We start from the raw sequence: 26,002 nt of genomic DNA, 5'->3' as shown, positions 1-26,002 counted from the left end.
TCTATGAAAGTTTCAATAGTCATACCTATATACAACGTTTCCGCTTATATTGAAAACTGTTTGGAATCGGTACGGAAGCAAATCTATCAGGATTTGGAAGTGATTCTTGTCGATGATTGTGGCACGGACAACAGTATGGAAATCGTACAGGAATATTTGGAATACCACAACTTTGTTGAAGTAAAAATAATACACCACACGCATAACCGGGGCTTGTCAGCTGCCCGCAACACTGGTTTGGAGGCTGCAACGGGAGATTATGTATATTTCTTAGACAGCGATGATGCGCTTATGGAAGACTGCATTTTCATATTGGTCGCCCCCGTGGAAGCACAGCCTTATGATTTTGTCATCGGCAACTATGAAGTTAAAGGAAGTAACAAGGAATATCCGGCCTTAACCCTGCCTTCGGGAGCACTCCGTAGCAACAAGGAGATTCTACACTCATACGCTGAAGGACGATGGTATATGATGGCATGGAACAAATTGTGCAACCGGAAATTCCTGCTGGACAACAAGTTATTTTTTGAAGAAGGGCTGTTGCATGAGGATGTGATATGGAGTTTCAAACTGGCTTGTAAAGCCTGCTCCATGTATGTAATCCAAGAGCCGACCTACCGATATACCATACGTGCGGCCTCTATCATGACCGGAACGGATATAGAGCGAGATGTCAACCAATACATAAAGGTATTTAAGGTGTTAACCCGGTTTGTCATAAACGAAGGCAGGCAACAAGCGCAGGATGAATACACACTTTTAGAGGGGCGGAAAAGCGCCTTGTTATTCTCCTTGTTGCAAAGAAACGAATATGGGTTATACAACCGTTATTACCCGTACCTGCACGAAATGTCGCCCATCTCCCCTTGGATTGCATTTAAAAACAAGACGATAGGGGTAAAATACCTGTTGCGCGATTTGCATTACCTGTTGCCAGTGCTATGGGGAAGACAATACAAGCGATTATTCTACAACCTGTATTACAAATGGAGAGGCAAGCCGATAGAAGGTGCACTCTGGTAAACCATGAGCTATAAGATTTCCATCATTATCCCGGTCTATAGGGTGGAGAACTATATATCACGCTGTTGCAGGTCGCTGTTCGGGATGCGGTTTCAAGATGTGGAATACCTGTTCGTGGACGATGCGACTCCTGACGGGAGTATTGCCGTTATCGAAAGCGTCTTGAACGAATATCCTCATAGGAAGGCGCAAGTGAGATTACTTACACACCAAAAGAACATGGGGGTTGCCTGCGCCCGTAATACCGGACTCGAAGCGGCTACCGGCGAATACATCGCATTTGTCGATGCGGACGACTGGATAGAGAAAGACATGTTTGAAAAGCTATACCAAAAAGCCGAAGCCGGACATCTTGATATTACGGGTTGCGACTGGTATCTGGAGTTTGAAGCATCCAGACGCTATATGCGGCAACCCGTCTATGAAAAGGCTTCGGACTGCCTGATTGCCCTGCTGACCGGAGAAATGCGCTGGTTCTTATGGGCTTTCCTTGTACGCCGCGACCTCTATGTAAAAAACAATATCCGTTTCCTTGACGGAGCCAATATCGGCGAGGACATGTCCGTACTTATCCGGTGTTTCAGCTTTGCCCGGTCATACCGCCATGTCCCGGAAGCCCTTTACCACTATGTAAGATCCAACACGGCTTCGATGACCGCCCTCGATTCCAAAAGGCAGATAGAGATGGTGAAACGGAACGTGGATGTCACGACCGGCTTTATCCATAGCAGGTATCAGAACAGCTTGGAACGGGAACTGGACTTTCTGAAACTGAACGTGAAGTTCCCCCTGCTGATTTCGGACAATACCGCCAATTACGAAGTGTGGAACGCCTGTTTTCCCGAAGCCAACCGTTCCATCTGGAAAAACGCCAAACAACCGTTCCGAAACAAACTGCTGCAATGGTCTGCCTTGCACCGCCATTATTGGATAGTAAGAGGCTACTATCGCCTGCTGTTCAAATTCGTGTACGGAATACTATATAGATGATGACTGATTTGTTGAAAGCCGTTTTAACCGGTATTGTGTTCAGTTGCTATTATTTCCCGTTTGAGTTTGTCTCCCTGCCGGGAATCAATACAAAGATGATGTTGGCTGTAATTGGTGCGGCATTGTTTGTCATGCAATGGCTTAAAGAGGATACTCTTCGACTCAACAGAACATTTTTGGTGGTTTCTGTGTGGGCGGCCTTATTTTCCTTGTCATCTTTTCTGTCCGTTGTAATCAACAACACAACGGATTACACGTATGTGTCTTTTATAGTCGGGCTGTGGGTTTGGATTGCCGGCGCCTATTCGGTAATGTTTTTGATAAGAAATGTACATGGTTCCATTTCGATTCAATGGGTTTTCCGGTATATGGCGTATGTCTGTGCCATACAATCCATTTTAGCCATTTTGATAGACAATATGCCATTACTTCAGGAGTGGGTTGACGGCTTGATATTGCAGAATGTTGAATATTTGCATCGCGTTGACCGGTTGTATGGTATAGGTGCCAGCTTTGATACAGCCGGAATCCGGTTTTCATGTGCGATGTTAGGCTTAGGATATTTAATCGTACATGAAATTTCAAATAAACGGAAAATATGGTATTGGAGTCTTTTTCTCATTATCGGTATCGTGGGTAATATAGTGTCGCGTACAACGACGGTCGGTTTGGTTATTTCCATTGTATATATGGCTTTGTCGAACTTTTCACTAAATGGCCAGATAACCCGTTCGCGGGTAAAATTTATCGGATGTGGCATTGTTCTTACCGGATTGTTAGTGGGAGGCGGCTACTATCTGTACAACTATTCGCCAGTGTTCGGAAATTATCTGCGATACGGTTTTGAAGGTTTCTTCAACTGGTTTGAGAATGGTGAATGGACGACTAATTCCACGGACAGATTACAACGGATGGTTGTATTTCCTGACAATTTAAAGACATGGCTTATCGGAGACGGATGGTTCTTAAATCCTGATGATTCCAATGGATTCTATAAATATGTAGATATAGGTTATTTGAATTTCATTTTTTATTGCGGCACTATTGGAGTGGCTATCTTTATATCTCTGTTTGTCCACAGTACTTACCTCCTTTGCCAAAAAGGTAGGGAGGATACCTTTTTCTTTTTGTTGCTGCTTTTGTTGCAATTGATAGTTTGGATAAAGATCTCTACCAATATATTTCTCGTGTATGCCATGCTTCTGTTACTTGACAGCTACGAGTCCTCAGAAGATAGTGTCAGACCGACTGAAAAAACGCCTTATGGTACCTAAAATTATTCATTATTGCTGGCTAAGCGACGACCCATTTCCGGAAAAGATACAAATGTGTATAGAATCATGGAAAAAGGTAATGCCTGACTATGAATTGAAGTTGTGGAATACACAAACTTTTGATATAGAGAACAGTGTCCCATACGTAAGAGAGGCATTTGCCAATCGTAAATGGGCATTTGTCGCGGATTATATTCGCCTATATGCACTTTATACGGAAGGTGGTATCTATTTGGATTCCGATGTGAAAGTGCTGAAACGTTTCGATGATTTTCTGCATCACAATTTTTTCACAAGTATGGAATACCATCCGTTCATGGTTGAACGGGATAACTCCTTAGCGGATATTGATATTGACGGATACCGAATTGCTGATAATTATATATCCGGCATTGAATTGCAGGCAGCCATAATGGGAGCGGAAAAAGGATGCCCGTTTATCAAAGAGATATTGGATTGGTATCAAGACAAGCACTTCATTCGACCGGATGGTAGTATGGGGCTGGATGTGATAGCCCCACAGATATATGCCCGCATCGCAGAAAATTATGGTTTCAGATATAAGGATATTGATCAACCATTGACCGATGGTCTGATGATTTACCGCTCTGAGATCTTTGCCGGGAACAGGCGTGAGGTCACGCCTGCATCATACGCCATTCATTATTGTGAAAACAGTTGGAATGAACGGGCTCTATTGGATAAAATCCGACACTATTGGAGATTTCTCCTATATCTATTTAAATCAAAAATAAGTAGCTAAGTTTATGATTTACGTTAACGGAAGGTTCTTATTGCAGAACTTGACAGGGGTTAACCGTTTTGCATACGAACTTTGCAGGGCATGGGCGCAAATGGGGATACCTTTCACATTGTGCTGTCCACCCGGTCCCATCAAGGGATGTTACGACGTTTCCCATTTTAACATTGTAGTGTATGGTTGGGGCAAATCTCATGTCTGGGAACAGCTGTCGCTACCTTTATGGTTCAGCAGGATTAAGGGAGAGAAAGTGTTAGTCTGTTTTACAGGCTTAGGACCTTTGCTGGTACGGAAGAAAATTATGACGATCCACGATTTGGCATTTATGGCCAATCCGGATTGGTATTCCCGTCCATATAGAACATGGTATCGAATGATGACTCCCCTTTGTGCCTCCACATCCATGAAGATATTGACTGTAAGCGAGTTTTCCAAATCAGAAATCATGCGCAGGCTTTCAATGGATGATGAAAAAATTCGTGTCATTTACAATGCTGTTTCTTCCCGGTTCCATGCTTCAGAGAGCAGCCGTAGGAATGCAGGGGAAGTTACCGGAGAGAAATACATATTGGCAGTATCTTCCATTGACCCTCGAAAGAACTTCTCCATGCTATTGAAAGCATTTTCTCTAATAGAAGATAAAAATATCAAATTATATATAGTTGGAGGACAGGCTCATATTTATTCTACCTCCATTAAGGAATTATGTGATAATATCCCTACCGACAGAATCAAATGGTTAGGACGGATAACAGACAGTGAATTGAAAGAATATTATATGAACGCATGTTGCTTTATCTATCCGTCTCTTTATGAAGGATTTGGTATCCCTCCATTGGAAGCCATGGCGTGCGGCACTCCGACCATTGTGTCGGATATTCCTCCTTTACGGGAAGTTTGCAGTAATGCCTCTTTATATATCTGCCCATTGGATACGGAAGATATTGCAAGAAAAATAATGTTATTGGTCTCAGATATAGAATTGCGAGAAAGACTTCGTATAGCAGGCTATAATCAGTATAAGCGATTCACATGGAAGAATAGTGCAAATGCCGTCTATGATCTTTTGTGCAGTTTATAGGTCAAAAAGTAGGAAAAAACAGCAGCCGTTTTGTAGGTTGTACAAAATAAAGAGTAATGATTTTTTTCTTGATAATTATCGTTCTATTATATATTCTTTCTTTTCGTTCCTTTAATGAGAGAGTCAGTCCTTTCAATAAAGAGCATGTTTCTATATTGAAAGGGGTAATGGCAATGTCTATAGTCGCTTTCCATTTGTCTTATCAAACTGATGACTGGTTATTCATGTTCAGTTCTTGGGGAGCTCCTGTCGTTTCCATATTCTATTTTATATCAGGATATGGACTGGCGTTCAATTATAGAGCCAGAGGAAATGAATATCTGTCACATTTCTTTAAACATAGAATTTTGGGGAACCTTATTCTTCCCTTCCTGCTGGTATGGATTGTCAATAGAATCGTAAGCGGAAACATTTCAATGAGTTTATTGGATGAACTCATTGAATTATTGATGCACGGAGAGACCACATTGCCCTATTCATGGTATGTTTTCAGTATTCTTCTTTTTTACATTCTCTTTTATATGATAGCTGCCAAGCGGAATGTTGTAATCATTTCATTCCTTTGTGTCTTTACATATATAGTTCTTACCGTTTCATTGAGTTATGAACGCTGTTGGTATATCAGTGCGTTAGCATTCCCATTAGGAATATTTTATTGTAAATATGAAAAAAGAATATGCGCATTATGGAATGTACCGGTAAGATATTATGTGACGGTCCCTTTATGTTTGCTATTGACGGCGGTATGCGTAATTAGTAAAAATGAATTCTGCTATTTGTTCGCCTATATGCTTATACCAATCATTATTGTGTGTCTTTGTGCCAAAATACAAATCTATAATAGAAATATGCAATGGATAAGCAATGTCTCGTATGAAATTTATTTATGTCAAGGTATCAGTATGACATTGTTTAGGGGAAATTATCTGTTTATCAAATCTGATTTATTGTATATCATTGCAACTTTCGTGCTGACTTTCTTTATGGCTTATAGCATAAAAAAGATTGTGCATTATTTATTAATAGGCATTAATATGGAAGGTCAAAAGACATGATATTACAGGAGTCTTAAAAGATGGAAATTTTGAAAATCCTCCAACTCGGTAAATTCTACCCGGTGCGCGGCGGTGTGGAGAAAGTGATGTACGACCTGATGACGGGCCTTTCGGAGCGTGGCGTGGACTGCGACATGCTGTGCGCCCTGTCGCAGGGCGGCTCGCGTACCATAGCCATCAACGCCCACGCCTGTCTCATTGGCTGCCGCACCTGGATGAAGGTGGCCGCCACGATGATCTCGCCCGCCATGATTTTCTCCCTGAGGAAAAGGTGCGGGGAGTATGACATCATCCACGTACACCATCCCGACCCGATGGCGTGCCTGGCATTGTTCCTTTCCGGCTACAGGGGCAAGGTGGTGCTGCATTGGCACGCCGACATAGAGAAGCAGAAAATGTTGCTGGAATTATACCGTCCCCTGCAGGAATGGCTGCTGGGACGCGCGGACCTGATTGTGGGGACAACCCCTGTCTATACGGCGGAATCCCCCTGCCTTGCCCGTGTGCAGCATAAGACAGTATGCCTGCCCATCGGCGTTGCCCCTGTCGTTTCCGAGCCGGAAAAGGCGGACGCGCTGAGGAGGAGGTATCCCGGCAGGAAGATCGTCTTCTCCCTGGGACGTCTGGTGGCATACAAGGGCTACCGGTACCTGATAGAGTCGGCCCGCTACCTGACTGACGACTATGTGGTGCTGATAGGCGGCTCCGGCCCGCTGATGTGCGATCTCCAGGCGGAAATCGAGACCTGGGGCGTGGAGGACAGGGTGAAGCTGTTAGGCAGGATTCCCGACGGGGATCTGCCGGCCTATTACGGGGCCTGCGATGTCTTCTGCCTGAGCAGCGTGCAGAGGACGGAGGCTTTCGGCATTGTGCAGATAGAGGCCATGTCGTGCGGCAAGCCCGTGGTGGCCACCCGCATCCCCCATTCGGGCACCTCGTGGGTGAACGGGCACGGGATGTCGGGGCTGAACGTGGCGCCGGAGGATGCGAAAGCACTGGCGGAGGCCGTCATGGAGATAGCCGGTGACGGGCAGGTATACGGGAGGTTCGCTGCGGGTGCGGGGGAGCGTTACCGGGAGCTGTTCACCAAGGAGAGAATGATTGATAACGTAATAGATATTTATACCAAACTATGAATGAGACAAAAGTTATGTCAAGGGCGGCGGAAGCCGCATTTGACGGCAGTGCCTGCCGCCGGGGCGTCGTGTCCCCGGCCGCCCGCAGGGTAAAGAGGGGCCTGGACCTCGTGGCGAGCGTCATCGGGATGCTCGTCTTCTCGCCGGTGTTCCTGATCATCTACATCGCCGTAAAGTGCGAGGACGGCGGGAAAGCCATCTTCAGGCAGGAACGTGTGGGCTATCACGGGGAGATTTTCACGCTCTACAAGTTCCGTTCCATGGTCACCACGTCGGAGTCGGACGGCAGGCCGGCATTGTGCAGCGGGAAGGGCGACAAACGTCTGACCCGTGTGGGGCGTTTCCTGCGCGAGCACCATCTGGACGAGCTCCCGCAGCTGTGGAACGTGCTCAAGGGCGAGATGAGCTTTGTCGGTCCGCGCCCGGAGCGCAAGTTCTTCGTGGACAAGATCAGGGCCGTCAACCCCGACTACGAGCTGCTGTACCAGCTGCGCCCCGGCCTTTTCTCGGCCGCCACGCTCTATAACGGCTACACGGACACGATGGAGAAAATGCTGGAGAGGCTGCGGATGGACCTGGACTACCTCTACAACCGCTCGCTGTGGCTTGACACGAAAATCATCTTCCTGACGGTGTTCTCCATCCTGACGGGAAAGAAATTCTGAAACGAAATGGAAAACAAGGACAAGCTTATACCGAAATCCGGCCTGAAACTCCGCAGGATAGGCAACCGCCACATGATTGTGGAAGTCTCCGACAGTTGCGTGAACCTGACGAACGTGTACAGCCTGAACGGGACCGCCGCCCGGCTCTGGGAGATGGTCTGCAACGGGGAAGGCCGTACAGCGGGGGAACTGGCGGAGGGACTCTGCAAGACGTATGATGTGGAATACGGGCGCGCCCTGCGCGATGTGGAACGCCAGATAGAGGAATGGGAGAAGATGGGGCTGCTGTCCCGGCGGGGCACCGGCGATTGAATGCTTACACTGAAAGGACAAAGGCATCTTGTGATCCCTTACCGGAGTGCCTGCTTTAGAAAACGGATTCCATGGAGCTTTCTTCGGAACATAAGGCGTTGTTCAGCCTGCTGCGTGCGGGGCTGTGGGAGAGGGAGCCGGACGACCTGTCACCCTTCCCGCTTACGGACGCGCAGTGGTGGGACGTGTACCGGATGGCGGTGCGCCAGACCGTGACGGGCATTGTCTGCCGCGGCCTGCACCACCTGCCGGAAGCGCTGCTGCCCGGCGACGCCCTGATGATACGCTGGGTGGCGGAGACCGACCGCATCGAGCGGAAGAACAGGAGGATGGACGCGGTGGTATGCCTGCTGACGCAACGGATGGGCCGTAACGGCCTGCATCCCGTACTGCTGAAAGGCCAGGGCGTGGCCGCCTTCTATGAACATCCGCTGACGCGCGAATGCGGGGACATCGACCTCTGTTTCCTTTCGGAAGAGGAGGAACGGGAAGCCGCGGAGCTGATGCGCCGGGCCGGGTGCCGGACGGAGAAACAGCCGGACGGAAGCAACTGTTACAGCTGGCAGGGAGTGGAGGTGGAACACCATACCCGGCTGTTCGACCTTCATAACCCGTTGCTGAAAGGCTACCTTTCCGCACTGGTCAGGGAACACGGGTTCACGGAGTTCCGTCCGGGCGGAAGGGACGGGCTGCCGGAGGGCAACCAGCCCGGGGAGTTCCCGGCGACAATCTCCGTGCCGTCCCCCCTGCCGAACCTGCTGTTGCTGAACGCCCACCTCCTGAAACACCTGCTGGGGCACGGTGTCGGCCTTCGGCAGTTCTGCGACATGGCGCGGGCCTACCACACCCTGCACGGAAGCTACTCCCCCGGGGATCTGGAAGCCGTTCACAGGCGGACCGGCCTGCTCAGGTGGAGCGCGCAGCTCCATACATTCCTGACGGAATACCTCGGGCTGCATCGCGCCGAACTTCCTTATGCGGATACGGATGCATACTCCTCTCCCGAACTGCTGCGCATCGTGCTGGAGGGAGGGAACTTCGGACAGTACGGCGGCACCAAGGGCAAGGCTTCCCAGGCAAGGTGGGAAAGGAAACTGCGTACCTTCCTCTCCTTCTGGAAACACCGCGGCTTCTCCAACACCTACGCCCGCAAGGAGGCGTTCTGGATTTCGGTAAGACTGATAATAGGAAACCTCAGATGAGAAACGAATATTTTTTCAGGGTGGCGGGGCTGACGTTCTCCGTCATCCTTCCCGGTGGGCTGGACGCGGAGACGCTGCTGCCCTCCTTCCGTCCGTTCCGGTGCGGGGAATGCCCGGAAGGGGAACGGATTTTCCGGCTGCTTGCCGACACCCGTCCCTTTGCGGATGACGGGAAACGCGCGGAGCTGCTGGACGAGTCGTCCAACGACATGGGGCATGTATGCCTTCTGCGCATTCCCGGCGGTTACCGGACGGAGATAAGTTACGGTCCTATGGATGGTGGCGCACATCTCATGACTGTGGACACCGCTTTTGACGATGCCACGGCCTTCCTCCGGGTGGAGGACCCGTCCGTGGGGGAGGTACTGTCGTCCATGCTCCGCATCCTCTACGCCCAGGCGGCACTCGGGCGGGACGCCGTTTCCGTCCATGCCTCCTGCGCCAGCCTGAAAGGCAGGGGCTACCTTTTCCTCGGCAAGAGCGGCACGGGCAAGAGCACGCACTCCCGGCAATGGCTGGAGGCCTTTCCGGACTGCCGCCTGCTGAATGACGACAATCCCGTGCTGCGGATAGAGGACGGCATGGTGGCGGTCTACGGCACGCCGTGGAGCGGGAAGACACCCTGCTACAGGAACGAGCGCAGTCCCGTGGCCGGAATCGTCCGCCTGCAACAGTCCGGCACGAACCGGTTCACCCCGCTTGAGGGGCCGGAAGCTTTCGCCGCATTGCTGCCCTCCTGCTCCGCCATCCGTCAGGACATCCGCCTGCATGACGAACTTTGCCGTATCCTGATAGGGGTAACCGAACAGGTGCCCGTCGGACGGTTGGAATGCCTGCCCGACCGGGAGGCCGCACGGCTCTGTTTCGAGAGCCTGTACGTGCGGGATGCGAAAACCCGGGAAGTACGGGACGGCCTGCCGGAGAACGGCGGACTATGAACGATGATTGATAAACCCTAAATAAAGCAAAGAAAGCAATGAAAAGAAAAGACTGTTTTTGGATTGTGGCGGTGGCAGTGCTCCTGCTCTCCTCCTGCAGTTCGTCGAAGAAATTCGTCTACCTGCAGGACATGGAGATGGGGCTCGGCTATCCGTATGACACCAGGTATGAGGCGGTGGTGCATGCCAACGACCGCCTGGACATCACCGTGAGCAGCAAGAACCCCGAGCTGTCCATCCCGTTCAACGCGGGCGGCGGGGCCTTCTCGGTGGGTGCCAACGGCGCGGTGACGGAGTCCGCTGCCGTGAAGAAAGGCTACCGTGTGGACGTGGACGGGAACATTAGTTTCCCCATCCTGGGCAAGCTGCATGTGGAGGGGCTGAAGGTGAGCGAGGTGACCGCCCTGATACGCAACCGCATCATCGACGGGAAGTATATCAAGGACCCGCTGGTGTCGCTGGAGTTCCTCAATTTCAAGTATTCCGTCCTGGGCGCGGTGGGCAACACCGGCACCTTCTCGGTGGAGGGCGACCGCATCACCCTGCTGGAGGCCATCGCCAAGGCGGGCGACGTCACCCAAAGGGGCCGGGTGAACCGTGTGGCGGTCATCCGTGAGGAGGACGGGCAGCGGGTGATGTACCAGCACGACCTGCGCAGCAAGGACCTGTTCGAGTCGCCCTGCTTCTACCTGCAACAGAACGACATCGTCTATGTCGAACCGAAATACCGCAAGCAGGACCGCGAGGACAAGGGCTGGAAGTACACCACCGGAATCCTCTCGTTCATCACGGCCGTCTGCTCCGTCATCTGGGCCATCAAGTAAACACATCTCTGAATTATGCAAAACAACAGTTTATCCAACAAGAACGAACAGGGCGTCAACTTAGTGGACCTGTCCGTCTATCTGCTGTCGAAGTGGAAGTGGTTCGTGCTGTCCGTGCTGCTTTTCGGGGGGATGGCGTGGTACCACTACGCCAAATCCCCGCTGGTGTTCTTCCGCTCCGTCACGGTCATCATCAAGGACCCGTCCAACAAGACCTCCACGGCGGGGCTCGACCGCTACGACAACTATATCAACAAGGTGAACGTGGCCAACGAGATTCTCCAGTTCCGTTCCAAACGGCTGATGCGCGAGGTGGTGCAGCGCCTGCACGCCGACGTGGACTACCGTGTGGAGAGCGGGCTGCGCATGAACGAGCTCTATACGCTGTCTCCGGTGAACGTCTCCTTCATCAACCTGCTGCCCGAACGGCACATCTCGTTCGTGGTGACGCCCAAGGACGATGCGACGGTGACGCTTTCCGGATTCGGGGGGCTGCCCGCCGCCGGGGAGAGCTATGAGGTGCGGCTGAACGACACGCTGGCCGTCGGCGGCGAGCGGATATTGGTGACGGGTACCGACCACTGGGGCAAGTCGTGGACGGGCCGCGAGATCCACGTCGTCAAGAACCCGCTGAACGCCGTGGCGGGACGCCTCCAGGGCAGCATGGGAATCCGGCAGGAGGAGGACGAGTCGTCCATCCTCGTGCTCTCGCTGAAGGACGGCTCGCCCCTGCGTGCCGAGGACGTGCTGAACACGCTGGTGAACGTGTATAACGAGGAAGCCGTCAACGACAAGAACCAGGTGGCGGTGAACACCTCCGAGTTCATCAACGAGCGCCTGCTCATCATCGAGCGGGAGCTTGGCGGCGTGGAGACCGAGCTGGAATCGTTCAAGCAGCACAACCAGGTGATGGACATCGGCTCGCTGGCCGGCCGCTACATGGGCGAGGCACAGGCCTACAGCGCCGACGCGCTGGAGCAGGAGACCCAGCTGAAACTGGCGCGGTTCATCAAGGAGTACCTCACCGACCCCACGAAAAGCCGTGACCTCATCCCCTCGGGGACGGGCATCAGCGACGCCGCCGTGGAGGGGCAGATAAACCAGTACAACGCCCTGAAGCTGAAGCGCGACAAGCTGATAGCCGACAGCAGCGAGAGCAACCCCGTGGTGGAGGAGCTTAACAACAGCATACACGCCCTGAGGCAGAGTATCATCCGTGCGGTGGACAACATGATTGTGGGGATCAACATGAAGCGCAACGACGCGCGCAGCCGCCAGGAGCAGGCACAGGCGCGGTTTACCACCGTGCCCACCAAGGAACGGCAGATGCTCTCTATCGAGCGGCAGCAGAAAATCAAGGAGGCGCTCTACATGTTCCTTCTCAACCGGCGGGAGGAGAACGCCCTCTCGCAGGCGATGGCCGACAACAACGCGCGCACCATCGACAGCGTGGACGGACCCGCGGGACCCATCTCACCCGTGCGCAACCGCATCCTGCTGCTCGGGGTGCTCGTCGGCCTGGCCGTCCCCGGCGTGGTGTTCCTCATGATCCTCTTCATGGACACCCGGGTACACAGCCGCAAGGACCTGAAGGGCGCGGTGAGCATTCCTTTCCTCGGCGAAGTGCCGCAGGACAAGGAGGCGGCGAAAGCGGGTGTTGCCGTCGGCGAGGAAGACGGCATGCTGGCCGAGAGTTTCCGCATCCTGCGCACCAACATGACATTCATGGTGAAAAAAGACAAACCGATGCAAGTCGTCACCTTCACTTCGTTTAATGAAGGTGCGGGAAAGACGTTCATTTCCCGCAACCTTGCCATGAGCCTCGTGCTCACCCGGAAACGTGTGGTGCTGGTGGACCTCGATATCCGCAAGGGCACCCTGAGCCGCCACTTCCATAAACACCCGGTGGGCGTGACCAACTATCTGGCCGACGACTCCATCCGCCTGGACGACATCATCCACACCGATGGGAAATTCGACAACCTTGACATCATCTCATCTGGTACGGTGGCACCCAACCCTGCGGAGCTGCTCATGGACGAACGGCTTGACACGATGGTGGAGGAACTGCGCCAACGCTACGACTACATCATCGTGGACAATGTCCCCGTGGGCATCGTGGCGGACGCCACTATCACCAACCGCATCAGCGACCTCACCATCTTCGTGGTGCGCGCCGGCCGCCTGGACCGCCGCCTGCTGCCCGACATGGAGGAGCTTTACCGCGATAACAAGCTCCGCAACATGGCAATTATCCTCAACGGGGTGGGCCCGCACCGCCGTGGCTACGGTTACGGATATGGATATGGATACGGGTATGGCTATGGTTACGGATACGGGAAACACGGGAGAAGGAAATGACCGATATACTTCAAGCATTTACGTTTAATCTTTTTAAATATAATTACATTATGACACAAGAAATCAGGTATCAGATTAACGGGTGGCCGGAAAAGACAATCCATGCCGGCACAGCCCCGTCAAGAGGTCCCGGGACAAGTCCGGAGGCGATGACGGAACCTCCCTTACAGATACGGGGGCGTATGCTGCCCTATACGGAAGCCGTATAAGGCAGCTTATCACTAAATAAGGATACATTAACTTTTTAAAACATTAAAGTATATGGACGAAAATGAAAACAAAGGCTTAAAAACTTACGAGTCTCCTTCCACGAAGAAAACTCAGGTGGAATTGGAAGGAAACCTGTGCGGCTCTACTAATCACACGGCTCAGTCGCCCGGTACAACAACTACGGCTCAGGAAGTCAACCAATCTTTTGGAACAGCGAATGACTTTACTAATGATTCTTGGGATAATAACTAATGAATAAGAACATAATCTGAATGAATATGAATAAGAGATTTTTGATTCCGGCTCTTGCTTGGTCTTTGCTGGCTTTAAGCTTTGCCGGTTGTACAGATGACAATATGTCGGGTAGCGATCCCCTGCCGGAAGGTACGGAATTCGATTTCGGCACCACGGTTGAGTCTAACCGGACGCGCACCTATTACGATCCCGCGGATGTGGCGAATCCGGACGCTACCTCCTGGAAGATTTTCTGGAACTATGAGTCTTCTTTGTATGACCACATCTACATCTATTCCCCCCAGGCGTTGGCAAGCGCCAATCAGGCTTCGTACACCGTCCAGGCCACGAAGGACATGGTAGAGCCGGCTCCGGTTGCCAAAGACGGCGATGTTGGCGTGCAGACAAATGGCGTTTCGAATTACGATTTCTATGCCATGTATCCGGCAAAGGCTGTAAAGTCGGGTAGCGGCAAGGACACATCGCTTTCTGCCACAATGCCCGACAGACAGACGGCTTCCACCACGGAAGTGATGACGGACGAAGCGGTTGGTGAGTTCCAGACTACCGCTGACATGGACTGCGCGCTGATGATCGCGAAGAAAACGGGTTATAATCCCGCTACCGAGAAGACCGTGAATCTGGAGTTCGAACCCTTCGCATCGATGGTTGACATCACCGTGAACGGCACCACCGGGAGCAATACACAGAGTAAGGTGCGCATCACCTCGGTCATCATCGAGGCAAACGCTCCTATTGCCGGTAGCTTTATGTATGATTACAAAAACGATAAATTTGTCTTCGATGCCGATGCCTCGAACAGCATAACAGTCGACACTAAGTTTGCCGATGCCAGTGGCGACAAGGTGGGTGTCATGATGGGCGATGGGAGCCTGCTCAAGGTGCGCGCCTTCATGATTCCGAATCCGGATGTCACGTCGCTTAAGGTAAAGGTCGTGACTGCAGAGTCAAAGACCATGACCAAGAATTTGAATATGAACAGCTTCAAGCCGAAGCAGATTCATTTCGTGAAACTTCCGAAGATTAACGTTAAAGATTTGAAGTTCGATTACACGATTTGGCTGTCGCAGCTCGATCCGAACATCTACCTTTCCGAGATTTCGTTGCCGGGTTCCGCGCTGTCGTTCAACTATCTGATGTCGGACACATACAAGAAGACCCAGACAATGGAATTGAAAGACCAGTTCAATGCCGGTGTGCGTGTGTTCCAGTGCCATGTCAATACCATCGTTCAGACCTCTTCGATAGATGGCGGATCCACGTCGGTGGGTATCGCTGATTCTGATGGTAATAGCGTATTGAAATCTGACAACAGTGGTTTCTGGACCCTCAGCGACGTACTGATAGCACTGCAAAAGGAGATGTCCGGAACCCACAAGGATGAGTTCTGCGTGCTCGCCATCTCCGACTGGATTAGCGGCATAACTACGGCACAGTTGTCCACTTTGTACAGCCGCCTGAAAGTCGTGCTTGACAAAGCCGGAGAGATGGGACTGATTGCAACCGGTATCAATCCCAACACCACCATCGGTGACGTCAAGGGGAAAGTGATTATCAAGGTGCAGCTTAACGGTGAATACACCGATGCGTGGAACCAACTGTCCAAAGCCAATGTATGGATGAATACCTATGAGCAAGCTGCTGAAACCGCCCCGTATTATTCGCCCATGCCTTATGGCGCTCAACCTGATAAGAATGCCGGTGGCATATCGGCTTGGGCTCTGGACGGCAGTGGCATGAATCTCATCTACTCTGATTGTGCCAATCCGATAGAACGAACTGGTATAATTTTCTATTCTTATAATTGGCGAGACGGCGTTCAAGCAAACGCGACAGCCGTTCTTACCGCATACGCGCAGAATTACGAATCAACCGAACATCGTAACTTCTCGATGACCTATTTGGGAGGTTGCGGCGGTGGTAATGATAGAAGCCCTTACACTACTTCAACAGTCGCTTCTACCCTTAACGCACTTTGGCTTAACATCAACAAACCGACACTGAAGCCATGGGGTTGGGTAATGTTCAACTGCGTAGGCACTGAGGCGACTACCACTCAAGGCATCCAGGCCGTGATTGAGCACAACGCGGATCCGGAGTTCAAGCTCGCCCGCCGTTCCGCTGCCAAGGCAAAGCCTTCGGGTGACACGAAGGGTATTGCCAACGGTGGTACTGTATTCTGATTCCTTTTTACCTGCAAGGCTACACGGGCCGTGCAGCCTTGCAAACTAATTCTATAGAAAAGAAAATAGATGAAAAAGATATCAATTGCAAACGCAATAACCGTGCTGGCCGCATCGGCATTCCTGATAGCTTGTAATGCCTACGACCAAGATTTATCACCGGGAGGCAACACCATAATCGAGGCTGTTTGCCCAGCTCCTACACTTGAAGAGCCAGCGACACGTACGGCTGTCGATCCCACAGCGTATACATCCGGAGAGATTGGCATCAACTGGCTGCCAGCCGACCGGATCGGCGTGTACAGCGCCACGACTGCCAATGCCTGCTTCACCAACCAAAGTGAGCAGGAGACCGACAAGACCTCCTTCGCAGGTAATCTCCAGAACGGTGAGACTCCCCTGTATGCCTACTATCCCTATACGGAGACGGCGGGCACCACTCCCACGGCTTTCAAGGGCATGCTGCCGCTGACCCAGCACTATTCCACCGCCACCCGCGAACTGGAAGGCGACTGGAAGGTGGGCACCCCCCAAGGCAGCTCCGCCTCAAGATTCACTTTCGAGCACATCTTCGCCTTCTTGAAGTTCGACATCAACGCCGGTGGCACCGACGTGGCGGGTGAAAGGCTGCTGAGCGTGTCGCTCACCGTCCCCGGCAAGCAGCTCGGCGGCGGCTTCACTTGTGACCTTTCCACCCGTGCCGTCACCTTCACGCCGGCCACCGATGCCTCCACCGTGACAATGGAATGGACGGATACGCCGGAACTGTCCGCCTCCACCTTCCACGGCTACATGAACGTGGCTCCCGTCACGGGCATTGCGGGGACGGAAATCAGCATTCAGATCAAGACCAACCTGCACATCATCACCTTCACCGAGACGATGAAAGCCGATGCGTTCAAGTCCAATACCTATTACACGGTACCTCTCACCCTGTCGCGCTTCAAAGACAAGTGGACGATGGAGGAGAATCCCGATGCCAAGGAGGAGAACGCCGCTTGGGTGACCGGCCTGCAGAGCCGTCTGGCATGCGCCAACACCGTTTTTGCCATTGCGGGGCAACCCTTCATGCACAAAATCCGCGTGCCGCAAAGCACCTCGCAGCAATATCATGCGGTTGTGCCCGTAAAGGATGGCGTCAAGCGTGTCTACAACCTGCCGGAGGGACTGACCTGGAACGCCGGCCGCTGCCTTGTGGAAGGTAAGGCTCCCACCGCCGGCGACTATGTCTATTCGGTGGAATTCACCGTAGGGGGCACTACCTATAAAGAAGGCATCAAGTTCCACGTGGCCGCCCGGGCCGCCGATCTCCAGTCGCCCACCTCCATGATGGGCTGGCAGACCTGGAATGTCTTTAAAGACAAGATTGGCTACGACATCCTCGCGAGCCAGCTTGTAGGAATGAAGGAAAAAGGCCTTATTGACGCCGGTTACAGATACTTCGGCGTAGATGACTGCTGGCAGGTGAAAAGTGAGAACGACAACGGCCACCAGATTCCCGATGAAAGCAAGTTTCCCACGACGAATGGCGTAAACGGCATGGCGCGCATGGCGAACCTGATTCACGACTACGGTCTGAAAGCCGGTATCTATACCGATTGCGGAACCAAGACCTGCGAGAAGTACTTCGCATCGTACGGCTACGAGGAACTCCATGCACAGGACTATAAGGACTGGGGCTATGACTTCGTGAAAGAAGACTGGTATTATGACCTTGACATGGCTCCTACCGGTGCAACTTCATCGAGCTTTGTTGATGGATATGACGGCCTGGGCAGTTACTGGAACACGTCCGGTAAGGCGCAGGAACTCTACACCAAGATGGGCAAGGCGCTCAAAGACCGCGGTCTGATGCTGTACATGTGCGAATGGGGTATCCACGACCCATGGAAGTGGGGTGCCGAGACCGGTGCGACCTGCTGGCGCATGACTTATGATCACCGCGACGGCTGGTGGGGCAAAATCAGCAGCGGCCTATTTGGTAAAAAGAATGACGGCGATGAGAATGCTAACGGCGTGGGTGTGCACAACACCATCGTACTGATGCGCCACCTTTGGCCGTATGTCGGAATCAACCGTTACAACGATGCCGACATGATTTGCGTCGGTATCCGCGGTAGCGGCCAGTCGTCGAGCGACTGCGTTTACAATCAGGCGGGTGGACTCACTTCAACCGAAGCCGAGACCTCGTTTGCCATGTGGTGCATGTGGAGTTCTCCTATCCTTCTGGGCTTCGACATGACCAAGGATATGAGTTCGGCCGACTTGGCGCACGACCTCGCGCTTGTCAAGAACGAAGAGCTTATCGCCATCAACCAAGATGCCCTGGGACAGGGTGCTGAGTATATCAAGAGTGCCAATGGCATCGATTACTATCAGAAGGACCTTGCCAATGGCGATGTAGCGATTGCCGTTGTCAACCTCAGCGATAACTCTGCGACTTATACCATTTCTATGACCGACTACGATGCTCTTGACCCAAGCACATCCTATTCGGTAAGAGACCTTATCGGACAGAAAGACGCAGGAACCCTTTCTGCTTCGTCATCATTGACCGGCTCACTTGCGGCACACGGCACCTTTGTCGTAAGGCTGAAAAAGTAGTAAGCCTGTCTCTTGCTTTCAAGCAAAAAACTTTCTTATTCTTGGCATCAATACTTTTCAGAGGCTATCAGTGCCAAGAGTAATATAAAGAAACAAATCATTAACAGTTGATTGAATATGACTAAGAAAATCTTTTTGACCGCCTTGTGCGCAGTGGCTCTTTGTCCGGCCTTCGCACAGACTTCCGATACGGAAGAAAAGGTGGAGTACAGCACGGACAAGTACAAGGTGGAAACCAACCGTTTCTGGGACAACTGGTTCATCAGCGTGGGTGCCGGTGGGCAGGTATATTTTGGCGACCATGACAAGCAAATAGACTTCGGCGACCGCATTGCCCCGGCACTGGATATTGCCATCGGCAAGTGGTTCACTCCGGGAATCGGTGTCCGCTTCATGTACAGCGGACTGAAAAGCAAGGGTGCCACACGTGATGACTGGGAATGCGACATCACCCACGGGACAGGCAAACATGTGCCCGGATGGGCCGGCGTGCCGGGCGACGACCTCCAGTATTCCAAATACAAGATGGGCAACCTCCACGCCGATGTGCTCTTCAATGTCCTGAACCTCTTTGGCGGATATAATGAGAACCGCAAATGGGATCTCAGTCCTTATGCCGGCCTCGGCTGGGCACGTGTCTATGACTCTCCATCTTCCAAGGAGGTGAGCGCCAACCTCGGTATCCTGACTTCCTGGCACTTCTGCGATGCGCTGGCCCTGAACCTTGATGTGCGCGGCATGTTCGTCAACGACCGTTTCGACGGTGAGGGCGGCGGCCGTTTCGGTGAGGGGAACCTTTCCGCCACCATCGGCCTGACGTACAAGTTCAAGCAACGCGGCTGGGACCGCAGCAAGACCGTTTACCGTTACAATTACGGTGACCTGGAAAGCATGCGCCGGAAACTGAACGACATGAGCGTGGAGAACGACCGCTTGAAGAAAGCCCTTGCCGATGGCGACAGGCAGAAGGCACAGACCATCGTGAAGAAGATTGCCGCCGCCAACCTCGTCACCTTCAAGATCAACAAGACAAAGCTGAGCAACGAGGCGCGCGCCGACTTGGGTCTGCTGGCCGAAATCATCAAGTCGGGCGATCCGGAAACCGTATATACCATCACCGGTTATGCCGATGCGGGAACGGGCAGCAGCAAGGGCAACGAACGCCTGAGCAAGGAACGCGCTGAGAACGTTTACAACTGCCTGGTGAAAGAGTTCGGCGTCAGCGAGAAACAGCTCCGTATCGACTACAAGGGCGGTGTGGACAACATGTTCTACAACGACCCGCGTTTGAGCCGTGCGGTTATCACACGTGGGGAATAAAACATTTGTTCATATAGGAACTTGTCCGATTCCGGTCAGCCGTCAGGCAGGGCGAAAGCCCTGACGCGGATTTCCATACACAAGACCGGATTTCAGACAGGCCGCATATTTCCGTTTCCCGGCCGGAAAACAAATATAGCCGGGGAAGTAAAAAGATGTTAAAGCCTATGTCCTTTGTGAAAAGCACATGGGTTACCCCATGTTCATTTTCCGGAGGAGTCCGGCGGAATGGACCTAAAAATGTTAGAAGAGACCTTCCCCGTCCTTTGTGAAAAGCGCGGGGATTGTAAGGAAGGCGGAAGACTCTGTCTTCCTTACATTTCTATTTGTCAGAAAAAAAATTATTAACCTGTCAATTGTCATTCCGGAAGGATTTCTTGACATGGTATTATGAATTATGATCTGAATACAAACCATCTGTTATACAATTATGATGAATATATGCACTTTTTTATGTTTCATGGCGTTCGCCTTTGTACTCGCTGCCTGCTCCGACTCCGACGAGGATGTTATCGTGCAGGGCGGTTTGACCGGAAACTGGTACAGCACCGAGAACGGAACGATTTATACCGTTGAATTTCACAAGGAAGGGACAGGGGAGTTGGTGACTTACACCTACTCGTCAATACCAGATGTGACCGGATATCATACGGGATGGACGGTGGAAGGCATGTCGTTCTAATACACGCTCGTAGAGAATCTGCTTACCATGAAACTCGCAGTAGGGGAAGTGCTTGTCGCGGTGGCAGGCATTACGGGCAACAGCATGTCGCTCACCGATGGTGATTCCGCCGTCATGCTTACCCGGTACGATGGAGGCGAGGAAAAAATCAACGAGCTGAGAAAGGAGGTGGAAAACAATTGTGATGTATTAGAACCGGCTCCGATCTATCCCAACGAGGAAGAAAGTTTCTGGGAAGAGGAAAGCTGTGCAAAATGCAATCCTTGGCATTTACAGCAACTTACGGAGTTATGAGTACAGGCAGTTGCTGCTGGAGAAGATAAGGCTTACGGGGAAAGACTTTGATGAACACCCTGCGTCCGTCATTACTCCGTATGACAGTCATGTGGCCGATGTGTGGAGTGCGGCCTACCTTGTCATCAGCAACGCCAATATGGTGATAAATGCCTTGAAGCCTTTGACGGCTCCTATGAGCGTACCGCTTACATCAACGAGGCGAAAGCCTTGAGATGCATGGTCTATTACAACCTGTCACAACTGTGGGGCAGTGTGCCTTACATTACGGTGCCCGCCACTTCCAACAATTACGATGAAATCCTGCATTCCCCCGTACGGTCACCGCAAGACCTTTGTTGGGGACTGCTCAATGAACTGCAAGACATCACCCGTTTGCCCGAAGGCGGGTGGCGCATCACTATGGAGACCGTCAAGGCCCTCCGTGCCGAAATCGCTTTGAGCCTGGGCTACAATGACGAGGCGGGATACCTGCTTCGCGACTGTCAGTCCGATTTCAGCATTGCGGTCGAGGAATCGTCCGAGCCCGAAATGTACCGCGTTTTCGGTGAAAGCCTTGCGAACTATACACCCGCGAAAACCGCCCTGCTGCTCAAAGAGGCCGGTATGGAGGACACTGCGGACAAGTCGGCCCTGCCGGACGAATGGAAAACGCGGAAGCAAGACTGGGGCTATTGGATCATGTTGAAACGGACCGGGCAGGCACAGGCCGTGGCCGGATGCGAAGCCTACGAGCTTCTCATGCCTTTTCCGCAATCCGAAATAAACCTTTTGCCCGCGCTTACGCAAAATCCGGGATATTGACAACAGGGAAGTGCGGCACAAGACATGGACAATTCCGCCCTGTAGGAACTGTATGAACCATGAATACGACACACTGTCAGAACAATATATACCCCTGGCGGGTTCATACCACAGCCGTGGAATGTGGTATTTCCGGCTGTACGAATTAAATCCGCTATCATTTGTTTGTTTTGTTTGCTTATCCATATCCGGGCCAGGCGTGGTTCGGATATGGATATTTGGAATACCGTATTTATCGGAATTCATACCGCGGCTGTCCGTCATCGGGAGGCGGCGTATCATCCGGATAAGGAATTATATACGAAGGGAAGCGGGCATGCGTGCCATAATTTCATCTCAACATCCAACCAGTTTGATATGGCAGTCGGACTGCACGCATAGCAATGATGCCGCCTCCCCGTCGGCAGGGAAGCCGGGATAAGCCCCGGACTTCCCTGCTTTTGTTTTATACCTGCGCGATCGGCCCCGTTCCCGGCCATCCCGCAGTCTCACGTAGGCGTCACTTGCCGGGGGAGCCCACCGGATGCATCCTGATAACGGCGTTACAGAGCCGTGCCGTCTGTTCCTGGTGGGTGATAATGATGAGGGTCTTGCCTTGAATGGTATGTGAAAGCCGTTCCAGCAGCGTCCGTTCGGTATCGGAATCCAGCGAGGAGGTGGGCTCGTCCAGCAGGACGATGTTACCGGGGCGGAGCAGTCCGCGCGCGATGGCTATGCGTTGCGCCTGCCCCTCACTTATGCCCGTTCCCATCTCGCCGCAGGGGGTGTCCAGTCCTTGCGGCAGTTCCCGTACAAAATCGGCCGCCGCCGTATGCAACGCTTCCCGCATCTGCCCGTCGGTAGCTTCGGGATTGCCCAACAGCAGGTTGTCGCGCAATGTGCCGCTGACGAGCGTATTCCCCTGCGGGACATACACGAAATTCCCCCGTGTGAGTGGAGAAACGGGCACGGGCCGGGTCTTGTCATACAGCGTGATGTTTCCCCCGTCGGGCTGCAACAAGGCCAGTATCAGCCGTACCAGCGTACTCTTCCCGCTGCCGGTCTCCCCGAGCACGGCGGTCAGGCTCCCCGGCTTGAAATCGTATGTGAAATGTTCCAGCACCTTACGTCTGCCGCCGGGATAGGTAAAAGTAACATTCTCCACACGGACACCAGCCTTGCCACCCAGGATGACAGGCTCGCCCTGTTCCTCCAGCGGCATGGAGTTGAGCTCGTCTATCCTCTCCACGGAAGTCAGTGCGCCGATAAACACCGGAACCTGCCGGGCCAGCTCCACGACAGGGCGTTGTACCTGCGCCACCAGTTGCAGGAAGGCGGCCAGCGTGCCGAATGTTACCGTACCGGTGTCCAGCCCGTATATTCCCCATGCGAAAGCGGTCACATAGCCGAGGGCGAACCCCGCCTGCACCATGATACTTGAAAAGATGGAAAATGAGTTGCGCCGCATCACCAGCCGTTTCAGCCCCGACTGGAGTGAGGACATCGTGTCCGCTGCCACCGGGGTGCATTCCAGGACGGAAATCAGGGTGCGGTGCTGCAGGTTCTCCTGCAGATGGCTTTGCACACGGCTGTCCGTCGCCCGTATCTCACGTGTCAGACGCCGCATCCGCTTCATGTAGAGCTTGCTGCACAGCAACGCCAACGGCATGATAAGCAGGATGACGACAGCCATCCGCCGGTCGAGACAGAACAGGAACAGCGCGGCGCCGGCCAGTTGGAACAGCGTGGTTCCGACCAAGGGGATGGAACCCGCCAGCAGGTCCGTCACGGTACGGACATCCTCCTCCATGCGGTTGAGCATATCGCCGGAATGGAATGTCTCGCGACCGTTCCACCGGCTTTTCAGGATATGTTCGAGCAGATCCTGCCGCAGTCTGTTGCGCAGGCTGATCTCCGTGTGCGCATAGAGACGGCTGACAAGTGCGGACAGCAGCAGTTGCAGGACGATGCATCCCGCCATGGCCGCCAGTCCCAGGATGATGTTCCCGTCCGCCTGATGGGTGGCGGTATCTATCAGGTGCTTGCAGAACCAGACGAACGTGAGGGACACGCCGATGCGAACTGTCCCGGCAAGAATACCCGCCAGAATGGGGGAGCGATATCCCCGTGAGGCGTTCCACAGCCATTCCGCTCCTTCTTTCATACTCATTCCCGCCTTCATATCCATACCCGTCTGTATATGTACAGCAAATACCGGCGGATAGGGAGCAGCCTGCCCCATATCTTCGCCTTGCACCGTTCACCCCCTGCGTCGCAGTCCACATAACGGCCGTTACGGATAATTCTTGTGACAACTCCCGTTATATCGGGAAACCGACAACTTTCCGTTTCCTTTAGATTCCCGTCGCCCATTAGGACAATCTCCGCGCCATGGATGCGGACGATACGGTGCAGCACATACCGGCTGTCGGGCAGGTGTGCCAGGGCGATTTGCCAGACCTGTAACGCCTGTATCCCGGAGGGACGCCGTACAAGCACACTGTCACGCCCTCCGACAATGAAGGGGAGCATGCTGTTTCCCGTAGCCTTCAGCATGACCGACCGTCCGTCGGCCAGCATGTTCTCCACCTCCCCAAGCAATGAGGCGTTGGGGAGCAGAAGCCTGTCGGCATGGGCATGATTGAATGTATCGTCTGTCTTCATTTTCATACTGCAAAAATAGTGAAAATAAACGGAAATAAGCGGCCGCAAACAGCCTTTTTGTAGGGCATCGAACAGAAAAAAGGAAAGGGAGTCTGTTGGTAAACGTCCCAAGTGATAATATAGGTGAAGCTATCAAATTATATGATGAAGCGACTCTGGAGCATGGAATGGGTAACGGTTTAACGGCGTAACGCGCTGTTAAACCGTCTGGTTTTCGTTTACCCAAAAGACAACTTGCTGTCCGCAGGAGCGGACCACGTATCTCCAATAATTATTGTGTATCAGACTATTGCGTGGCTATTTTCCTGTGATTTGTTGGGCATTTCCATCAGATATTAGCCGGCTGTTCTCCCCATTAAAGGGTAGATATCTCTTCATAACCATGTGACTTACGCCCATAATTCGAGAATAAGGAGGCGCATATACGGGAAATCTGCCCTTTAATGCCCTATTGTCCAAGCGTAAGGGCAGAGCCGCCAAAGATGAGCGATTTCGGAGAATCTTACGGTCGGAATTCAGCCGTGAAAGAGCTACCCGCCTGGAAGGAAGTTTTGAAACGCAGAAACAACATTATTCACTGGCCAGGATAAAAGCCAGAAACAGGAAAACGGAAGTACTTTGAGTTTTCTTTGGGATACATACAGCCAATGCGGTATGTATGATAGAAAAGGTCGAAAAGAAAAAAAAGAAAGGCAGCATAATCTGACTAAAATAAGAGGAAAAGAGGAGAGGTTTTAACTTCCCCTAAAAAATATATGTACATAATGCATGGGTGGGAAGAAAAAATAAGAATATGTAAATAATGTTCTATGAAAAAGATAGAAGACTGGGAGAATTGAACGAAAAAATCAAGAGAAAAGCTCACGTAAAGTAAAACTTTTTTCTTAATTTAGAAGAAAGAGGAACATTTACTGAATATCCATAAATAGAGTTAGAGTATGGATGGGGTAATTACAAAACAATCAGAAGAATATATTATGATAATGAGGATGCTTAGAAAATGCTCAAAGGAAATTCTTGAATTTCAGAATTTGCAGGTTCCTGTAGCTAATGAGGTTTATATGACTGGTGAGCAGGTATGTAGTATGTTACATATATCAAGCAGGACTTTGCAAAAGTTGCAGGATGAAAAGGGGATAGCTTATACTGTTATAGGTGGCAAGTTCCTTTATCCTCTTTCCAAATTGCAATCGGTATTGGAAAAAAATTATAGAAGTTATCTTCGTTAAATCAAGTGATGAATTTGTATTTATACTGCTTTTTTCGTATATTTCCTCTATGAAAAGCAAGACCGCGACTATCTTTGTGAGGGTAGTGTAAAATAAACTGTGTCACGCATTATTTATCTCTAGAAAACTCATCGGTCGGGGAACGGCCCGCGCCAAG

Annotated in this window: 27 protein-coding genes and 2 pseudogenes; 25 read left to right on the top strand and 4 right to left on the bottom strand. The window is 52.0% G+C overall.

Features of this window, described 5'->3' with window-relative positions:
* Positions 1–3: 3 nt before the first annotated feature.
* The 5 genes and pseudogenes from ACESTD_RS16190 to ACESTD_RS16170 form a co-directional block, all read left to right on the top strand.
* A complete protein-coding gene (locus tag ACESTD_RS16190; protein WP_015532645.1) occupies positions 4–1,023 on the top strand; it encodes a glycosyltransferase family 2 protein in 1,020 nt (339 codons plus the stop codon).
* 3 nt (positions 1,024–1,026) lie between these two features.
* Positions 1,027–2,013, top strand: coding sequence for a glycosyltransferase (locus ACESTD_RS16185; RefSeq protein WP_149921996.1), 987 nt, complete (start codon positions 1,027–1,029; stop codon positions 2,011–2,013).
* Positions 2,010–3,287, top strand: coding sequence for a hypothetical protein (locus ACESTD_RS16180; RefSeq protein ID WP_015532643.1), 1,278 nt, complete (start codon positions 2,010–2,012; stop codon positions 3,285–3,287). The genes ACESTD_RS16185 and ACESTD_RS16180 overlap by 4 nt, the downstream gene beginning before the upstream one ends.
* On the top strand, positions 3,277–4,050 hold the full coding sequence (locus ACESTD_RS16175; RefSeq protein WP_015532642.1) for a glycosyltransferase family 32 protein: 774 nt from the start codon (positions 3,277–3,279) through the stop codon (positions 4,048–4,050). Before ACESTD_RS16180 ends, ACESTD_RS16175 begins: the two co-directional genes overlap by 11 nt.
* 4 nt (positions 4,051–4,054) lie before the next feature.
* Positions 4,055–4,489, top strand: a pseudogene (locus ACESTD_RS16170) (glycosyltransferase); the annotation flags it as partial.
* A gap of 44 nt (positions 4,490–4,533) precedes the next feature.
* On the opposite strand, the gene ACESTD_RS16165 reads toward ACESTD_RS16170, so the two are convergent.
* Entirely contained in the window at positions 4,534–4,656 is a 123-nt protein-coding gene (locus ACESTD_RS16165; RefSeq protein ID WP_373170137.1) for a hypothetical protein, read from the bottom strand.
* On the opposite strand from ACESTD_RS16165, the gene ACESTD_RS16160 reads away from it, so the two are divergent.
* From ACESTD_RS16160 to ACESTD_RS16135, 6 genes are all read left to right on the top strand, one after another.
* Complete coding sequence (locus ACESTD_RS16160) at positions 4,616–5,128, top strand: glycosyltransferase family 4 protein (RefSeq protein WP_373170135.1); 513 nt, start codon at positions 4,616–4,618, stop codon at positions 5,126–5,128. The genes ACESTD_RS16165 and ACESTD_RS16160 overlap by 41 nt on opposite strands.
* 56 nt (positions 5,129–5,184) lie before the next feature.
* Positions 5,185–6,183 carry an acyltransferase family protein gene (locus ACESTD_RS16155; protein ID WP_373170131.1) on the top strand — a complete coding sequence of 333 codons (999 nt, stop codon included), beginning with the start codon at positions 5,185–5,187 and terminating at the stop codon, positions 6,181–6,183.
* A gap of 20 nt (positions 6,184–6,203) precedes the next feature.
* Complete coding sequence (locus ACESTD_RS16150) at positions 6,204–7,319, top strand: glycosyltransferase (RefSeq protein WP_015532639.1); 1,116 nt, start codon at positions 6,204–6,206, stop codon at positions 7,317–7,319.
* A complete protein-coding gene (locus ACESTD_RS16145) occupies positions 7,316–7,984 on the top strand; it encodes a sugar transferase (protein WP_151879351.1) in 669 nt (222 codons plus the stop codon). The genes ACESTD_RS16150 and ACESTD_RS16145 overlap by 4 nt, the downstream gene beginning before the upstream one ends.
* Before the next feature lie 6 nt (positions 7,985–7,990).
* Positions 7,991–8,296: a PqqD family protein gene (locus tag ACESTD_RS16140; protein ID WP_149921994.1), complete on the top strand. Its 306-nt coding sequence runs from the start codon at positions 7,991–7,993 to the stop codon at positions 8,294–8,296.
* Positions 8,297–8,367: 71 nt separating this feature from the next.
* Positions 8,368–9,498, top strand: a complete 1,131-nt coding sequence (locus ACESTD_RS16135) for a nucleotidyltransferase family protein (RefSeq protein ID WP_149921993.1) — start codon at positions 8,368–8,370, stop codon at positions 9,496–9,498.
* Here the strand turns inward: ACESTD_RS16135 and ACESTD_RS16130 are convergent.
* The gene (locus ACESTD_RS16130) at positions 9,438–10,001 is read right to left on the bottom strand and encodes a hypothetical protein (protein WP_373159005.1); all 564 of its coding nucleotides are present in this window, start codon (positions 9,999–10,001) and stop codon (positions 9,438–9,440) included. The genes ACESTD_RS16135 and ACESTD_RS16130 overlap by 61 nt on opposite strands.
* A 57-nt stretch (positions 10,002–10,058) precedes the next feature.
* Here ACESTD_RS16130 and ACESTD_RS16125 point away from each other — a divergent pair, with 57 nt between their 5' ends.
* From ACESTD_RS16125 to ACESTD_RS16070, 12 genes are all read left to right on the top strand, one after another.
* Complete coding sequence (locus tag ACESTD_RS16125) at positions 10,059–10,436, top strand: hypothetical protein (protein ID WP_259028219.1); 378 nt, start codon at positions 10,059–10,061, stop codon at positions 10,434–10,436.
* 38 nt (positions 10,437–10,474) lie between these two features.
* Positions 10,475–11,260 carry a polysaccharide biosynthesis/export family protein gene (locus ACESTD_RS16120; RefSeq protein WP_055235379.1) on the top strand — a complete coding sequence of 262 codons (786 nt, stop codon included), beginning with the start codon at positions 10,475–10,477 and terminating at the stop codon, positions 11,258–11,260.
* Between the two features lie 15 nt (positions 11,261–11,275).
* Positions 11,276–13,621, top strand: coding sequence for a polysaccharide biosynthesis tyrosine autokinase (locus tag ACESTD_RS16115; RefSeq protein ID WP_015532634.1), 2,346 nt, complete (start codon positions 11,276–11,278; stop codon positions 13,619–13,621).
* A gap of 50 nt (positions 13,622–13,671) precedes the next feature.
* Entirely contained in the window at positions 13,672–13,830 is a 159-nt protein-coding gene (locus ACESTD_RS16110; protein WP_225011880.1) for a hypothetical protein, read from the top strand.
* A 52-nt stretch (positions 13,831–13,882) separates the two neighbouring features.
* Positions 13,883–14,083 (top strand): hypothetical protein, encoded by a 201-nt coding sequence (locus ACESTD_RS16105; RefSeq protein WP_015532633.1) that lies wholly within the window; start codon positions 13,883–13,885, stop codon positions 14,081–14,083.
* A 26-nt stretch (positions 14,084–14,109) separates the two neighbouring features.
* Entirely contained in the window at positions 14,110–16,269 is a 2,160-nt protein-coding gene (locus tag ACESTD_RS16100; RefSeq protein ID WP_373159006.1) for a hypothetical protein, read from the top strand.
* A 69-nt stretch (positions 16,270–16,338) separates the two neighbouring features.
* The gene (locus ACESTD_RS16095) at positions 16,339–18,873 is read left to right on the top strand and encodes a fimbrillin family protein (RefSeq protein ID WP_373159007.1); all 2,535 of its coding nucleotides are present in this window, start codon (positions 16,339–16,341) and stop codon (positions 18,871–18,873) included.
* A 117-nt stretch (positions 18,874–18,990) separates the two neighbouring features.
* Positions 18,991–20,193 carry an OmpA family protein gene (locus ACESTD_RS16090; RefSeq protein WP_015532630.1) on the top strand — a complete coding sequence of 401 codons (1,203 nt, stop codon included), beginning with the start codon at positions 18,991–18,993 and terminating at the stop codon, positions 20,191–20,193.
* A 430-nt stretch (positions 20,194–20,623) separates the two neighbouring features.
* Complete coding sequence (locus ACESTD_RS16085; RefSeq protein ID WP_373159008.1) at positions 20,624–20,875, top strand: hypothetical protein; 252 nt, start codon at positions 20,624–20,626, stop codon at positions 20,873–20,875.
* Between the two features lie 27 nt (positions 20,876–20,902).
* Positions 20,903–21,169 carry a hypothetical protein gene (locus ACESTD_RS16080; RefSeq protein ID WP_015532628.1) on the top strand — a complete coding sequence of 89 codons (267 nt, stop codon included), beginning with the start codon at positions 20,903–20,905 and terminating at the stop codon, positions 21,167–21,169.
* On the top strand, positions 21,123–21,383 hold the full coding sequence (locus ACESTD_RS16075; protein ID WP_192912722.1) for a hypothetical protein: 261 nt from the start codon (positions 21,123–21,125) through the stop codon (positions 21,381–21,383). The genes ACESTD_RS16080 and ACESTD_RS16075 overlap by 47 nt, the downstream gene beginning before the upstream one ends.
* Before the next feature lie 5 nt (positions 21,384–21,388).
* Complete coding sequence (locus tag ACESTD_RS16070) at positions 21,389–21,973, top strand: RagB/SusD family nutrient uptake outer membrane protein (protein ID WP_055235376.1); 585 nt, start codon at positions 21,389–21,391, stop codon at positions 21,971–21,973.
* Positions 21,974–22,472: 499 nt separating this feature from the next.
* Here ACESTD_RS16070 and ACESTD_RS16065 read toward each other — a convergent pair whose 3' ends face one another.
* Positions 22,473–24,140, bottom strand: coding sequence for an ABC transporter ATP-binding protein (locus ACESTD_RS16065; RefSeq protein WP_032851328.1), 1,668 nt, complete (start codon positions 24,138–24,140; stop codon positions 22,473–22,475).
* The gene (locus ACESTD_RS16060; protein ID WP_011107087.1) at positions 24,131–24,622 is read right to left on the bottom strand and encodes a S24/S26 family peptidase; all 492 of its coding nucleotides are present in this window, start codon (positions 24,620–24,622) and stop codon (positions 24,131–24,133) included. The genes ACESTD_RS16065 and ACESTD_RS16060 overlap by 10 nt, the downstream gene beginning before the upstream one ends.
* Positions 24,623–25,076: 454 nt before the next feature.
* On the opposite strand from ACESTD_RS16060, the pseudogene ACESTD_RS16055 reads away from it, so the two are divergent.
* Both ACESTD_RS16055 and ACESTD_RS16050 read left to right on the top strand, forming a co-directional pair.
* Positions 25,077–25,322: pseudogene (locus tag ACESTD_RS16055) on the top strand (DDE transposase); the annotation flags it as partial.
* Positions 25,323–25,554: 232 nt separating this feature from the next.
* Positions 25,555–25,845 carry a helix-turn-helix domain-containing protein gene (locus ACESTD_RS16050; RefSeq protein ID WP_009039935.1) on the top strand — a complete coding sequence of 97 codons (291 nt, stop codon included), beginning with the start codon at positions 25,555–25,557 and terminating at the stop codon, positions 25,843–25,845.
* Positions 25,846–26,002 lie beyond the last annotated feature (157 nt).

This window comes from Bacteroides sp. AR20 (genome assembly GCF_964250605.1).
GTDB classification, from domain to species: Bacteria; Bacteroidota; Bacteroidia; order Bacteroidales; family Bacteroidaceae; genus Bacteroides; species Bacteroides uniformis.
The sequence above is the reverse complement of the archived record's forward strand: the minus strand, read 5'-3'. Positions and strand labels throughout refer to the sequence as shown.